The organism is Stenotrophomonas sp. Bg11-02, assembly GCF_002836635.1.
Classification (GTDB): Bacteria; Pseudomonadota; Gammaproteobacteria; order Xanthomonadales; family Xanthomonadaceae; genus Stenotrophomonas; species Stenotrophomonas lacuserhaii.
In genome coordinates this window covers 16,453-30,202 of sequence record NZ_PJAY01000039.1, presented here as the reverse complement: position 1 = coordinate 30,202, position 13,750 = coordinate 16,453, and the positions used below count along the sequence as shown (strand labels likewise).

11 protein-coding genes are annotated in these 13,750 nt (G+C 66.9%); 7 read left to right on the top strand and 4 right to left on the bottom strand.

Going from position 1 to position 13,750, the window contains the following annotated elements; all coding sequences use genetic code 11:
* Positions 1–4: 4 nt before the first annotated feature.
* Together CXG43_RS01490 and CXG43_RS01485 are read left to right on the top strand one after the other, a co-directional pair.
* On the top strand, positions 5–631 hold the full coding sequence (locus tag CXG43_RS01490; protein ID WP_101098386.1) for a YiiX/YebB-like N1pC/P60 family cysteine hydrolase: 627 nt from the start codon (positions 5–7) through the stop codon (positions 629–631).
* A complete protein-coding gene (locus tag CXG43_RS01485; RefSeq protein WP_198551456.1) occupies positions 628–1,530 on the top strand; it encodes an alpha/beta hydrolase-fold protein in 903 nt (300 codons plus the stop codon). The genes CXG43_RS01490 and CXG43_RS01485 overlap by 4 nt, the downstream gene beginning before the upstream one ends.
* A 97-nt stretch (positions 1,531–1,627) precedes the next feature.
* On the opposite strand, the gene CXG43_RS01480 is transcribed toward CXG43_RS01485, so the two are convergent.
* Positions 1,628–2,020 carry a barstar family protein gene (locus CXG43_RS01480; RefSeq protein WP_101098384.1) on the bottom strand — a complete coding sequence of 131 codons (393 nt, stop codon included), beginning with the start codon at positions 2,018–2,020 and terminating at the stop codon, positions 1,628–1,630.
* Between the two features lie 160 nt (positions 2,021–2,180).
* Between CXG43_RS01480 and CXG43_RS01475 the strand changes: the two genes are divergently transcribed.
* Both CXG43_RS01475 and CXG43_RS01470 read left to right on the top strand, forming a co-directional pair.
* Complete coding sequence (locus CXG43_RS01475; protein WP_269801218.1) at positions 2,181–5,027, top strand: PAS domain-containing protein; 2,847 nt, start codon at positions 2,181–2,183, stop codon at positions 5,025–5,027.
* Positions 5,028–5,131: 104 nt separating this feature from the next.
* Positions 5,132–5,494, top strand: a complete 363-nt coding sequence (locus CXG43_RS01470) for a glycine zipper 2TM domain-containing protein (RefSeq protein WP_101098382.1) — start codon at positions 5,132–5,134, stop codon at positions 5,492–5,494.
* A gap of 117 nt (positions 5,495–5,611) precedes the next feature.
* Here the strand turns inward: CXG43_RS01470 and CXG43_RS01465 are convergent, their stop codons facing one another.
* Positions 5,612–6,667, bottom strand: coding sequence for a low specificity L-threonine aldolase (locus tag CXG43_RS01465; RefSeq protein WP_101098381.1), 1,056 nt, complete (start codon positions 6,665–6,667; stop codon positions 5,612–5,614).
* 395 nt (positions 6,668–7,062) lie between these two features.
* Here CXG43_RS01465 and CXG43_RS01460 point away from each other — a divergent pair, with 395 nt between their 5' ends.
* Positions 7,063–9,660, top strand: a complete 2,598-nt coding sequence (locus CXG43_RS01460) for a TonB-dependent receptor (RefSeq protein WP_101098380.1) — start codon at positions 7,063–7,065, stop codon at positions 9,658–9,660.
* A gap of 39 nt (positions 9,661–9,699) precedes the next feature.
* On the opposite strand, the gene CXG43_RS01455 is transcribed toward CXG43_RS01460, so the two are convergent.
* On the bottom strand, positions 9,700–10,803 hold the full coding sequence (locus CXG43_RS01455) for a metallophosphoesterase (protein ID WP_101098379.1): 1,104 nt from the start codon (positions 10,801–10,803) through the stop codon (positions 9,700–9,702).
* A gap of 116 nt (positions 10,804–10,919) precedes the next feature.
* A complete protein-coding gene (locus tag CXG43_RS01450; RefSeq protein WP_101098378.1) occupies positions 10,920–11,357 on the bottom strand; it encodes a helix-turn-helix domain-containing protein in 438 nt (145 codons plus the stop codon).
* 81 nt (positions 11,358–11,438) lie between these two features.
* Between CXG43_RS01450 and CXG43_RS01445 the strand changes: the two genes are divergently transcribed.
* Together CXG43_RS01445 and CXG43_RS01440 are read left to right on the top strand one after the other, a co-directional pair.
* Positions 11,439–12,641 carry an MFS transporter gene (locus CXG43_RS01445; protein WP_101098377.1) on the top strand — a complete coding sequence of 401 codons (1,203 nt, stop codon included), beginning with the start codon at positions 11,439–11,441 and terminating at the stop codon, positions 12,639–12,641.
* Positions 12,642–12,725: 84 nt separating this feature from the next.
* Positions 12,726–13,688, top strand: a complete 963-nt coding sequence (locus tag CXG43_RS01440; RefSeq protein WP_101098376.1) for a cation diffusion facilitator family transporter — start codon at positions 12,726–12,728, stop codon at positions 13,686–13,688.
* The last annotated feature ends 62 nt before the right edge of the window (positions 13,689–13,750 follow it).

The window sequence follows — 13,750 nt, the reverse complement described above, 5'->3', positions numbered from 1 at the left end:
GTCCATGAGAGTCGCCCTGCTATGCCTTGCCTTGTTGTTTGCACCGCTGCTGCCGGCGCAGGCCGCGCCGCCCCAGCCACAGAACGGGGACCTGCTGTTCGTCACCGCCGCCACCACCGGCCTGAGCGGTGCGATCAATGATGCGACCGGCAAGCCAGGTACCCTGAGCTACGACCACGTCGCACTGATCGCACGCCCATCCGGCGGCGCGGTCGTGCTGCATGCCGATGACAAGGGATCGCGCGAACAGACGCTGGAAAGCTTCCTCGATGATGCCCGTGCCAAGCACCGCCACGTGGTGCTGTACCGCCTGAAGGGCGAACAGCGTGCGGCCATTCCGGCGGCCATCGCTAAGGCGCGCACCCTGCTGGGCAAGCCCTACAACGACACCTACGTGCAGGATGAGAACAGCTACTACTGCTCGGATTTCATCGAACGTGCGTTCCGTGCGCAACAGGTATTCGCCACCCAGCCGATGAACTTCAAGAACCTGCAGACGGGAGACGTGTCGCCGTACTGGGTGGAGTTCTACCGCAGCCGCGGCATGGACGTGCCCCAGGGGGCGCCGGGCACCAACCCGAACGACATGTCCACTGCGCCGGTGCTTGAGCGCATCGGGGAGCTGGAATGATGCGCCTGCTGGTATCGAGTTTGTTCGCCGTGCTGCTGGTGGGCGGTGCAAGCGCGGGTGAGCGCGCCCCTGCACAGCGCGGACACGGCCAACCGTACGAAATCATCGGAAGCCAGGTATGGGACGTGCCGGATCCCGTCTCCGGACGCGATTACCAGGTGTTCGTGCAGCTTCCTGCTTCGTATGAGAAGGAGCCTGCGCGCCGCTACCCGGTGCTGTATGTCACCGATGCCGACTATGCCTTCCCGGTACTACGCCAGGTTGGCCGCCGGCTGGGCAGTTCGGTGCAGGAGTTCATCCTGGTCGGGGTGTCCTACGCAGTGGGTGAGGAAGGCATGCCGAGCCGCCGCCGCGACTACACCCCGACCGTCAACGGCGCAGACGGTGCGCCGGCCGATGCGGTGCATGGCGGCGGGGCGGCTCACGCCGCTTACCTGCGCGACCAGGTGCTGCCGTTCGTGGCCAGGCGCTTGCGCACCGATGAGACGCAGCGCCTGTTCCTGAGCCATTCCTACGGCGCACTGCTGGGCACGCAGATCCTGCTGAGCGAGCCATCGCTGTTTGCCGGCTATGTGCTGGGCAGCCCGTCGTACTGGTTCGACCAGCACGTGATGGAGCGCATGGAACAGGCATCCGCGGCAACCCTGAAGGACATACCGGCCAAGGTGTACTTCTACATCGGCGAATACGAGGCGAAGCGGGTCGGCGATCCGCGTTACCTGCAGGACGATGACATGGTGGAGGATGCGCGCCGCATGGAGCGCACGCTGCGCAGCCGCGGCTATCCCTCGCTGGTGATGCGGCTGGATGTGTTGAACGACGAGGACCACCTGAGCATCGCCCCTCGTGGTTTCACGCTGGGGTTGCGCTATCTGCTGCCGGGCAAGTCCGCACCGTAGTGGCGACCTTGGTCGTCACCTGAGGCATCCGCCGAGCATGGCTCGGCGCTACCACGGCCAGCGCAGAACCGCTGCGCATGGCTCGGCGCCCGGACGGTTATGCGGGCTGCAGGTGGATATGCGGGTGGCTGGCGAAGATGTCCAGCACGATGTCGAAGTAGGTCTGGCCGTGGCCTTGCTGTAGGGCGAGCAGCTGTGCCTGCAGGGATGCTCTGTTGAAACGCCCTGGCTGGTCGAGCTTTTGCTGGAGCCAGGCTGTGGTGGCTGCCACGCCGAGCGCGGCGCGACTGGTTTCCATGTCCTGCCAGACCACCGTCACTGCCTTGTGGCCTTGCAGTGCGCCATAGCCGCCATACAGCAGGTCATCCAGCGCGTCCAGGCTGTTGCCGAGCGCCCAGTCCTCGTCTGCCATGAACACGCGGTTGAGCTCGGCGTAGAGCGAGGGAATATCGAGAATAACGCTGCCGTGCAGCGTGAATTCGATGCTCATGCAAGGCCCCACGAGGGAGCGCGTTGACACCTGTCGCCGCCACTTCTGCATTAGATTGCCCGCTTTCCTGGTCCTGGCGTGCGCAGTCTTGTCGACTTCCCCCTACCTGGGCAAGGCCCAACGCGGATTCCCCTTCACTGTCGGGGAGGCGGCCGATCGCGTGCGCTGCCATGACTGGCACGCTGGTCCGCTTGGCCATCCGGATGGCTGGCCACTCGCGCTGCGGCATGCCACCAGCCTGATGCTGGCCAGTCCGGAGAGCATGTACCTGGTGTGGGGCGATGAGTTGGTGTTCCTGTTCAACGATGCCTACAGCCCGATCCTCGGCCCGCGGCTGGAACAGGCGATGGGCGCACCGCTGCGCACGCTGTGGGCGGACGCCTGGGATGCAGTGAAGGGGCCGGTGGAACAGGCCCTGGCCGGCGGATCATCGCGGTATGTCGATATGCCGGTACGGATGAACCGTTATGGCGTCGAAGAGGAGACCTGGTGGACCTTCTCGTTCTCGCCGATCCATCGTGAGGATGGCAGCATCGGCGGCGTGTTCTGCGTGACCCGCGAAGTCACCCAGGCCATCGTGGCGCAGCGGCGGCTGGCCCATGAGAACGAGCGGCTGATCGCGCTGTTCGAGAAATCACCGATGTTCATGGCCTTCCTGAGTGGGCCGGAGCACCGGGTGGAGCTGGCCAATCCGCGATACGCCGAGATGGTCGGGAATCGGCCGGTGATCGGCCAGCGGCTGGCCGATGCGATCCCGGAAGTCATCGACCAGGGCTACCTGCCGCTGCTGGACCAGGTGTACCGCAGCGGGGAGACATACATCGGCACGGAGGTCACCTATGACCCGCTCGCTGCCGATGGCGGCACGGCCGAGCCGCGCAAGCTGGACATCGTGTTCCAGCCGGTCAAGGACGAGGCGGGCCAGTCGATCGGCGTGTTCGTGCAGGGCCTGGATGTCACCTCGCAGGTGGCGTTGCAGCGCAGGCTCAGGCGCAGCGAGGCGCGGCACCGGCAGATCATGGACAGTGCGATGGACTACGCCATCTTCGCCATGGACCTGGAAGGGCGCATCACGCTGTGGAACGAAGGTGCACGGCATACGCTTGGCTGGACCGAAGCGGAGATGCTGGGGCAGACCCCCGAGCGCTTCTACCTGGAGAAGGATCGCCGGGCAGGCCGGTTCCAGCACGGAATGAAGGTGGCGCTGGCCGAAGGCGGGCTGTCCGGCGAGCGCCCCTTGCTGCGGAAGACCGGCGAAACCTTCTGGGCGCAGGGCGCACTGACCCTGCTGCGCGACGAGGAGGGCACTGCGATCGGCTTCGTCATCGTGCTGCGCGACCGCACCCTGGAGCGGGCTGCGGTCGATGCCCTTGCTGCCAGCGAGCGGCGGCTTGGCGCGCTGGTGGCTGCCTCTTCGCAGGTACTGTATGCGCTGTCGGCGGACTGGCGCGAGCGCCGGCAGATCCTGCGCCAGGGCGATACCGCGCAATTGTTGCCGCCGGACTGGAACTGGCGGGAAGCCTTCGTACATCCTGATGACCGCGCCATGGTGGATGCCGCCATCGCCGAGGCGGACCGGCAGAAGAAGCCGTTCGAGATCCAGCACCGCACGCCGCTGCGCAACGGCAGCCATCGCTGGGTGCTGATGCGCGTGGTCCCCATGTTGGATGCGGACGGGGCGGTCAGCGAATGGTTCGGCACGGCCACGGACATCACCGGGAAACGCGAGGCCGAAGAGCGGCTGCAGCAGCTGACGGTCACCCTGGAAGAGCGCGTGCGCGAGCGCAGTGCCGAGTTGTTGATGACCGAAGAAAAGCTGCGGCAGAGCCAGAAAATGGAAGCGGTCGGCCAGCTTACCGGCGGCATCGCGCACGATTTCAACAATCTGCTGACGTCGGTGTCGATGGGACTGGAACTGCTGGAAATGCGGGTCGCGCAGGGACGTATCGACGACCTGGGCCGCTACGTGGAAATGGCGCGTTCCGGTGCCGACCGCGCCGCGGCGCTGACCCAGAGACTGCTGGCGTTCTCGCGGCGGCAGACCCTCGCCCCCACCGGTGTGGTGGTGGAGCAGATGGTGCTCGGGATGATGGAGATCATCACGCGCTCGCTGGGGCCTTCGATCGCCATCAGCACCGCTTTCGACGATGGCGGTGCCGCGGTGCAGGTCGATGGGCCACAGCTGGAGAATGCGCTGTTGAACCTGTGCATCAATGCACGCGATGCCATGCCTGATGGCGGAACACTGGACATCAGCAGCCACGCCGTCGAACTGGCCGGTACCGATGCAGCAGCGCTTGAACTTCCGCCTGGCCCCTATGTGCGCTTGTCGGTACGCGACAGCGGCACGGGCATGGAAGCGGACGTCGTAGCCAAGGTGTTCGAGCCGTTCTTCACCACCAAGCCGATCGGCCAGGGCACCGGCCTCGGGCTTTCGATGATCTACGGATTCACGCGGCAGTCCGGTGGTCAGGTCCAAGTGGATTCCCGTCCCATGCAGGGCACCACGATGCATCTCTACCTGCCGCGGATGGCCGAAGGCACGCAGGCGCCGGCGGACCCAGCGGCGGCGGTGGCCGAGAACGAAGTGCGGCGCGGGCCGATGCGCACCGTGCTGCTGGTGGAAGACGAAACCGCGGTGCGCGTACTGGTCAGTGAGGTGCTGGTGTCGGCAGGCTATCGGGTGATCGAAGCCTCCGAGGGACCGCCTGCCCTGGACGTGTTGCGCTCGGTGGAGCCGATCGATCTTCTGCTGACCGACGTCGGGCTGACCGGGCCCTTGAATGGCCGGCAGGTCGCCGACGCCGGCCGGCAATGCCGCCCCGGCTTACCGGTCATGTTCATCACCGGCTACGCGGCCAGTGCGGCGGTCGGCGCCGGGCACATGGAGGCAGGGATGGAGGTACTGGCCAAGCCGTTTTCCGCGGCCGAGCTGGTGCGTCGCGCGGACGCACTGCTGTCGCGCAGCGAAGACGCGCCTCGGTCGCCACGGCCCACCGCTGGCTGAACAGGGCGACCCGCCTGCACAGTCCCTGCACGGGAATTCACCCGGGTTTGCCAACGTCAGAGGAAGACTGTCGGCATACACCCGGACCGTGAAGGAGTCCCCCGATGAAGATGTCCATCCCTCTTTTGTGCGCTGGCGCCCTGATGGCCGCATCCTCGGCGGTGTCCGCGCAGACGTACGGGCCGCGCGATGAGGGCCGCCGCTTCGACGACGGCAGCCGCGTGGTTTGCCGCAACGTGGAAGTGCAGCGCAACAGCAAGGATTCCAACCGCATCGCAGGTACCGCCACCGGCGCGGTGGTGGGTGGCCTGCTCGGCAACCAGATCGGTGGCGGCAACGGCAAGAAGCTGGCCACCGTCGCCGGCGCCGTGGCCGGCGGCGCGGCAGGCCGCAACATCCAGGGCCGTCACCAGCAGAAGACCGGTGATCGCGTGGTCGAGCGTCGCTGCGAGCGCGAGTACAGGTAACACCGCTGACAGGCGCACCGCGACTGTGACAGCAGCAACGGGAGAGCGGCTTCGGCCGCTCTCCTGCGTTCGTGGCACGCCCGACGAACACGCCGGGAGCGTACCCGCCTGCAGGCATCAGCTGCCCAGCACCTCGGCGAATTCGTCCAGCTGCTGCTGGCTTGTCGACCACGCCGTGACAAAGCGCACCGGCACCTCATCGGCGCCCAGTGGCATCGAGGTCGGCAGGCTGTCCGGATACCAGTCATAACACTCCGCGCCCGCAGCCAGCAGGCGTTCGAGCAGGGCCTTGGGCATCACCACGAATACTTCGTTGGCCTGCACCGGCCAGGCCAGGCGGATGCCTGCATGCGCCTGCAGGGAGACGGCGAGCACCTGTGCGGCGTGGTTCGCCTGATGGGCGAGGTCCAGCCAATGGTCGTCCTGCAGCCAGGCGGTGAACTGGGCGCCGAACAGGCGTCCCTTGGATACCAGCTGGCCCGCGCGCTTGCGCCGGTAATCGAATCCTTCGGCAAGTTCCGGCTTGAAGAAGACCACCGCCTCTGCCGCCAAGGCGCCGTCCTTGGACGCCCCGAAGGACAGCACGTCGATGCCGGCGTGCACGGTCATTTCGGCAGGCGTGCAGCCCAGCGCCGCCACCGCATTGGCCAGGCGCGCCCCATCCATGTGCACGTGCAGGCCATGCTCATGGGCAAGGTCGCACAGCGCCTTCAGTTCGGCGGGCGTGTACACCAGGCCGTTCTCGGTGGCCTGTGCCAGCGACACCGCCGCCGGCTTGATGCTGTGCGGACGCGCATCGGGTAGCCGCTTGAGCGTATCGCGCAGCGCCGCCGGGGTGATCTTGCCGCTGTCGGTGGCGATCGGCAGCAGGCGCGCGCCACCGGTGAAGAACTCCGGTGCAGTGGATTCATCGCTGATCAGGTGCGCCTGTGCATGGCACAGGATGGCATTCCAGGGCTGCGCCACTGCAGACAGGGCAAGGCAGTTGGCGGCGGTGCCGGTGGCCACGAAGAAGGCCTTGACGTCGTGCTCGAACACGCGCGCGATCGCCTGTTCGGCCTGGCGGGTCCACGCGTCATTGCCATACGAGGCGGCGCTGCCCGAGGACGCCGCGATGAGTGCTTCGAGGATGCGTGGCGAAACGCCGGACTGGTTGTCACTGCCGAAATTCATGGAAGGCCTTTCACTGGATGACATTGGCAAAGCGTACCGCGTGCGACCCGCCTGCGGCTTATGAATCTGATCCGTGCACTGCATGTGCAGGGGCATGTGCGGCGCGCAACGACTCGATCACCGGCAGCGAACGTAAATTTACGTTTTTGGTTGTTCTAATGCGCACGACCGATCTGTCGGGATCGGCACACAACACGTCACTCCGTCCAGCGCTGCCTGCCTGGCGCGTGCTCCCCCAGGATCCCCCTGCGCACCCGTTGCTGCCGGCCGGGAAGGTGCACGCCCTCGTCTAGCGGCGCACCTCGAAAGGAACACCCTGCATGTCCCGATCCGCTCCCCCGCGCCGCTGCCGCATGCCGGCGCCCCTCCTGCTTCGGCGCGCGCTGCTTCCTTCGATGATCATGGGCATGGTGGGCACTGCGCAGGCGCAGGCGCCGGCGCCGGCCACGGCATCGGAAGCGTCCGCGCCGGTGGCAGCGAAGCAACTGGATTCGGTGCAGGTGCGCGGCGTGCGCGGCAGTGCGACCGGGGCGGTGGAGGCCAAGCAGGCCAAGGCGGAGATCAGCGATTCAGTCGTCGCCGAAGACATCGGCAAGCTGCCTGACAACAGCGTGGCCGCCGCACTGCAGCGGGTCACCGGTGTGCAGGTGGCGCGTGGCGGTGCGGAAGTCGGCACGGTGCTGGTACGCGGCCTGCCGGACGTGGTGACGACCTTCGACGGCCGCAACGTGTTCACCGCCAGCGGGCGCGGCATTGCCCTGCAGGACATCCCGGCCGACCTGCTGCAGAGCGTGGATGTCTACAAGACCGGCAGCGCGAAGTTCCTGGAAGGGGGCATCGGCGGCAGCATCGACGTGCACCTGCGCAAGCCGTTCGACCTGGACAAGGACACCACGCTTGCCGGCAGCATCAGTGCCGTCCGCGGTGACCAGGCGGGGGACACCAAGCCCAACGGCAGCCTGACCACAGCACACAACTGGGACAGCGGACACGGGCGGATGGGCGTGCTGGGCAGCGTCTCGCTGCAGCAGCGCCCCTACCAGGAAAGCAACAGCTTCCATGGCACCTACGACCGGGTTGCCAATCCGGCTGATCCCTCCCAGGAGATCTTCGTGCCGTACAACGCCGGCGGGCTGGTGGCGAACAACACACACAAGCGCCGCGCGGCCAACTTCACCTTCCAATGGGCGCCGACGGACAACAGCGAGGTCTATCTCGATACGTTCTACGTCAATTACGAGGGCCGCAACAACGTCAACTACTGGATGCCGTTCCCCGGCCTGGTGAACCCGGGCAACGTGGAATCAGTGAGCCTTCGCCCCGGCAGCAACGTGATGGATGGCTTCGTCGCGCGCGACCTCTACACGCTGTCCAGCACGCAGGCACACAAGCAGACCTCCGATACGTTCCAGGCCGCACTGGGCGGCAAGTGGCACAACGACACCATCAGCCTTTCCACCGAACTGGCCTACACCTGGAGCACCAACAAACACCGTGCGATGACGCTGGACATGGGCATGGATGCGCCGTTGATGCATATGCGCGATGCCGGTGGCGTGCCCGATACGTGGGTCACCCACGCCGATGGCTCGGCATACGATGTCACCAACCCGGCCAACTGGTACCTCAGCCAGTACTACGACAGCTGGGACGAACAGAAAGGCGAGGAGTGGGCATGGCGCGGCGACAGCACGTTCCAGTTCGACGCCGGTCCGTTCAGTTCACTCGATGCCGGGCTGCGGATCAGCCGTCGCACCGCTTCCAACCACGGTGGCGATCCGGGCGCCATGGACAACATCACCGGCAGCCGGGTGTACGCCAGCGATGTCCCCGGGCTGGCCGACGTGTCACCCGGTGGCATGCTGGATGGCGCCCGCGCGTTCTCCACCGACCGCTGGGCGGTTGCCAACGCGGCCTACCTGCTGCAGCAGACCGCGCAGCTGCGCCAGGTCATGGGCCAGTCGCCGGAGGCACCGGCCGAGCTGGCCTCGCTGTTCTTCGACAACCGCGAAGACAACTATGCCGCCTACCTGCAGCTCAACTGGGGCACCACGCTGGGCAGCATCCCGGTGGATGGCCGCATCGGGGTGCGCGCCACCCGGCTGGAATCCGAGCTCAGCGGCACGCGGACCCTCGACGGCGTGGACGTACCCAGCCGGATAGAGACATCGCAGACGAAATTCCTGCCCAACGCCAGCGCCAATTTCTCGCTGCGCGAAGACCTGGTCCTGCGGCTGTCCGCCAGCCAGACCATCGCCCGGCCGAACTTCGCCGACCTCAATCCGCAGTTGAGCCTGTATGAGTCCACCGATACCCTGCCGGCGCGTGGCAACGGCGGTAATCCGGAGCTGCAGGCGGTGGAATCAAAGAACCTGGATGCTTCGCTGGAGTGGTATTTCCAGCCCGGCTCGTTGTTGTCGGCCGCCGTGTTCCATCGCAGGCTGGACGGCTACGTGCAGCGCTATGCCGATGATGAGGTGATCGGCGGCACCACGTATTCCATCACCCGCCCGCGCAATACCGGCGAAGGCACGCTGAAGGGATTCGAGGTGGGCTACAGCCAGTTCTACGACTTCCTGCCGGGCTGGCTGTCCGGCTTCGGGACCCAGCTCAACTACACCCGCATCAGCGCCGAAGCCGAATCGCCGACCGGGCAGATGCAGCCGCTGACCAATGTGTCCAAGCATGCCTTCAACGCGGTGCTGATGTACCAGTACGACCGCTTCTCGGCCCGCCTGGCGTGGAACCGTCGTACCGACTATACGGCCAGCTTCAACAGTTCCGGGGACCAGCCCAGCGAAATCCGGCATGGCGACGAGGACTGGCTGGACGTCGCGTTGAACTACGACGTCAACGAGCGTGTCACCGTGTTCGCCGAGGCGACCAACCTGCTCGGCGGGTCAACCCGCAACTACTTCGGCAGTCCGGCGTTCCCGCGCGATTTCTCCTCGCCCGAGCGCACCTACACGGTGGGCGCGCGCTTCCGTCTGTGACTGCGGCTGAAGGGGCCAGGGTGCGCCGGGAGGGAAGGCTCAGTCGTCGAGCCCGATCAGGCCAGGCGCGAGCGGCACCCGGCTACCGTCCAGCAGGCCACGGCTCAGCCGGCCTTCTTCCATGAACAACAGTTCGCCGTTCTCGCCGTTCTTGATGCTGCTGTCGACCGCGATGACGCGATCACCATGGAAGCTGCTGACGTGCGGCATCGAGGTGTGGCCGACCACGATGCGTTCCAGTCCGAGACGATCCAGCACCGCCTGCACGCCATCGGTATCCAGACGGCCATCGAAATAGCCGCGGTACCAGATCGGGCTGGTCTTGCCGTCATACAGGGACGCGGTGGCTGGGTCGGCCTTCACCTGCTCGCGCGGGAGGCCCAGCGAGGACCGGTAGGCGGCATTGGTCGCCGCCGGATCCAGCGCCAGCGCGAGTGCGTCCGGTGAGATGCCCCCGTGCAGGAACAGCGTATCGCCGATGCGCAGCAGGACCGGACGGGTGCGCAGCCATTGGCCGATCACCGAGTCAGGACCATACAGCTGCGGGTAGCTGCGACCCAGCAGCTGCGCACTGCGCAGGTACTTCGGATTGACGTAGCGCAGGTCGTCGTACAGCACCATCGTTTCGTGGTTGCCCAGGACGAAGTGCACCGCGCCGCCTGCAGCGCTGGCTTGCTGCTGCAGGCCGTACAGCAGCCAGAAGGCCTCGGTCACCTTCGGCCCGCGATCAAACACATCGCCTGCCACGACCAGCGTGTCGGTACCCCGCGCCCAGCGGTCCTGCGCATCGATGATGCCGTTGGCGCGCAGCAGCTGCACCAGCAGGTCGTACTGCCCGTGGATGTCGGACAGCACCACCACGCGCGGCACGGCAGGCAGTACTTCCACCGCTGCGACCGCCCCGGGGGCGACGTCCACGGGGTGCGGATAACCACAGACCGGCGCGACGCGGGTGGCGGTCTGCTCGCGGGTGACCACCTTGTCATCGCATATCCAGCGCGCCTGCACCTGCTCGCCGTCACGCACGATGTAAGGACCATCGGCGTCGACGTGGGCGGCTGGCGCGGGGACTTCGCGCGCGCTGGATGCCGTGCTGGCAAGCAGGCCGGCAAGCAGCAGAAGGGGCGTGGTGCAATGGCTCATGGCGGGACATCCGGAGAGAATCGGGCAGGGCCGCGAAGGCCCCGCCCGTGATCCTACCCGCTACGCGGATGCCGGGTCAGCGCCGTGCTGTCGACCCCTCGGTCGGGGGATGCGGATCAGCCCTGGTCGAGCTTGAGCACCAGGGTGTCGGCGGCCTCCAGCACGCGACCTTTTGTCGTGCGGGGGTGCATGTACGGCAGTTCGCGGCCGCTGTTGCGCTCCACCAGCCGCGAGTGCGGCTCGCCCGGAGTGAAGCGTTGCGCCTGGCCCCACTGCCGCAACGCAACCACGAGCGGAAACAGCGCAGTGCCGGCGTCGGTTAGCACGTACTGCTGGTAAGAGGTTCCATCGGCGGCCGGCTGCAGTGCCAGCACGCCCCCGTCGACAAGGCGGCGCAGACGCTCGCTGAGGATGTTGCGGGCCACCCCCAGGCTGCGCTGGAAGTCGCTGAAGCGGTGCACGCCATCGAAGGCGTCGCGGACGATCAGCAGGATCCAGCGGTCGCCGAGCAGCGCGGTGGCGCGGGCCACGGGGCAGGGGGAGGAACTGGGCATGGGCGGTTCTGCGATGGATTCTGGTTGCATTTTAAAACCAAACTGCCTACGGTGCGAGCGGTTGCAATTTGAAACTGGTGCATGAAGAAGCCACCCCCCTCCCCGGTTGTCGATCCCACGCTGTTCCTGCTTGCCAGCGCAGCCGGCGCCAGCGTTGCCAATGTCTACTACGCACAGCCACTGCTGGAGCGCCTGGCCGATGCCTTCCGGATGGATGCCGCGATGGCCGGAATGGTGGTGGCGGCCACCCAGGTGGGCAGTGTGCTTGCGCTGTTGATCCTGCTGCCGCTTGCTGATCGGCGTGAACGCCGGGGCTTGCTGCTGTTGCTGTTCGGTCTGCTGGCGTTGTCGCTGCTATGGCTGGCTGCGGCGCGCGGAAGCGTGTCCCTGCTGGTCGGCATGCTGTTGGTGGGGCTGTTCGGGACGGCCTGCACGCAGGCGTTGATCACCTGCACGGCGGCCATGGCCGCGCCAGCGGTACGCGGCCGCCACGTCGGTACCGTGCAGGGCGGTGTATTCGTTGGCCTGCTGCTGGCACGCGTGGTGTCCGGCACGGTAGCCGCCGGGCTGGGATGGCGCGCGGTGTACGCGGGTTCGGCCGTGCTGATTGCTGCGCTGGGGATGCTGCTGTGGCGGTGTTTGCCGCCGATGCCGGTGGCGCAGGCGCGAGTCCATCAACGCGGCGTTATGGCGTCGATGTGGCGGTTGCTGTGCGCGGATGCGACGCTGCGCGAACGGGGCGTGCTGGCGTTGCTGCTGTTCGCCGGCCTCAACCTGTTCTGGAGTGCGGCTTCGCTTGCGCTGTCGGCACCGCCATTGTCCTGGTCCACGACGGGTATCGGTGCGCTGGGCCTGGCTGGGCTGGCGGGCGCCTTGCTGGCCGGGCGCGTGGGCCGCTGGATGGACCACGGTCATGGGCGCGCGGTGAGCGCGGCGGCCTTGTTGCTGATGCTGCTGGCCTGGCTGCCGCTGCGGCAGCTGCCCACTTCACTGGGGTGGCTGCTGCTGGGCATCGTGTTGCTGGACCTCGGTGGCCAAGCCTTGCATGTGAGCAACCAGGCGCTGGTGCTGCGGGCGGCCGAGCCCGTGCACGGGCAGCTGATCGCGCTGTACATGCTGTTCTATGCGGTGGGCAGCGGCATGGGGGCGGCAGCCGGTCCCGCGCTGCAGGCGCACGTGGGGTGGACGGGGGTCTGCATCGCAGGCGCGGGCGTTGCGCTGCTGGCCTGCCTCTGGTGGGGCGCGGCGCGCTGGCGCAGGGCCGTCGCGGTGCGCTGCCACTGACGCGTCGAGGGCGATGTTATAACCGGTGTGATGGTATCCCCTGCACGCGGGGCGTAGCCTGCCGGCAACACACAGGAGACCCCGATGGGCCACGACCACAACCATCTTCCCACTGAAATCCGCCACGAAAAGCCGCTGTGGTGGGCACTGGGCCTGACCGCCGCGTTCCTGCTGGTGGAAATCATCGGCGCGTTCGTCACCAACAGCCTGGCGCTGCTGTCCGATGCGGCGCACATGGCCACCGACACCCTGGCCTTGATGATCGCGCTGGTCGCGGTACGGCTGAGCCGGCGTCCCCCCGATGCCCGCCGTACCTATGGCTACGCGCGGCTGGAAGCGCTCGGTGCGATGTTCAACGGTGGCATGTTGTTCGTGGTGGCCGGCTACATCCTGTGGGAGGCCATCGCCCGGTTCCGCCAGCCGCAGGAGATCGCTTCCACCGGCATGCTGGTGATCGCCGCGGTGGGCCTGGCAGTGAACCTGGTGTCGATGCGCCTGCTCAAGGCCGGCAGCGGCGAGAGCCTGAACGTGAAAGGCGCCTACCTGGAAGTCTGGGCGGACATGCTGGGATCGGTGGCGGTGATCATCGGCGCGCTGCTGATCCGCTGGACCGGCTGGAAGGTGATCGATCCGATCCTGGCGGTGCTGATCGGCCTGTGGGTGCTGCCGCGGACCTGGGTGCTGATGCGTGAAGCGATCAACGTGCTGCTGGAAGGCGTGCCCAAAGGCGTCGTGCTGGCCGATGTCCGCAGCAGCCTGTGCAACCACGGCGCGGTGGTGGACGTGCACGATCTGCACGTATGGGCGCTGGCCTCCAGCACGCCCGCGTTGAGCGCCCACGTGGTGCTGCGCGACGGTGCCGATGCGGACCAGGTGCGGCGCGAGCTGGCTGATGCGCTGCACGAGCGCCACGACATCGACCATGTGACCCTGCAACTGGAAGCCGAGCACTGTGGCGATGCCTGCGCGGTGGGACCGGCGCCGACCGCACACGGACATGGTCACGACCACGACCGTCACGGCCATCACGGTCATGTCCACCACTGAGCCGGCGCCCGGCGTTCGTTCACCGTCTACAATGGCCGCCTGCCTTCCCGACGTTGGAGACC

What these genes read in the sequence shown, in the direction of transcription:
- CXG43_RS01490 (WP_101098386.1), top strand. Translation starts at nt 5, where the DNA reads ATGAGAGTCGCCCTGCTATGCCTTGCCTTGTTGTTTGCACCGCTGCTG.
- CXG43_RS01485 (WP_198551456.1), top strand. Translation starts at nt 628, where the DNA reads ATGATGCGCCTGCTGGTATCGAGTTTGTTCGCCGTGCTGCTGGTGGGC.
- CXG43_RS01480 (WP_101098384.1), bottom strand. Translation starts at nt 2,020, where the DNA reads ATGAGCATCGAATTCACGCTGCACGGCAGCGTTATTCTCGATATTCCC.
- CXG43_RS01470 (WP_101098382.1), top strand. Translation starts at nt 5,132, where the DNA reads ATGAAGATGTCCATCCCTCTTTTGTGCGCTGGCGCCCTGATGGCCGCA.
- CXG43_RS01465 (WP_101098381.1), bottom strand. Translation starts at nt 6,667, where the DNA reads ATGAATTTCGGCAGTGACAACCAGTCCGGCGTTTCGCCACGCATCCTC.
- CXG43_RS01460 (WP_101098380.1), top strand. Translation starts at nt 7,063, where the DNA reads ATGATCATGGGCATGGTGGGCACTGCGCAGGCGCAGGCGCCGGCGCCG.
- CXG43_RS01455 (WP_101098379.1), bottom strand. Translation starts at nt 10,803, where the DNA reads ATGAGCCATTGCACCACGCCCCTTCTGCTGCTTGCCGGCCTGCTTGCC.
- CXG43_RS01450 (WP_101098378.1), bottom strand. Translation starts at nt 11,357, where the DNA reads ATGCCCAGTTCCTCCCCCTGCCCCGTGGCCCGCGCCACCGCGCTGCTC.
- CXG43_RS01445 (WP_101098377.1), top strand. Translation starts at nt 11,439, where the DNA reads ATGAAGAAGCCACCCCCCTCCCCGGTTGTCGATCCCACGCTGTTCCTG.
- CXG43_RS01440 (WP_101098376.1), top strand. Translation starts at nt 12,726, where the DNA reads ATGGGCCACGACCACAACCATCTTCCCACTGAAATCCGCCACGAAAAG.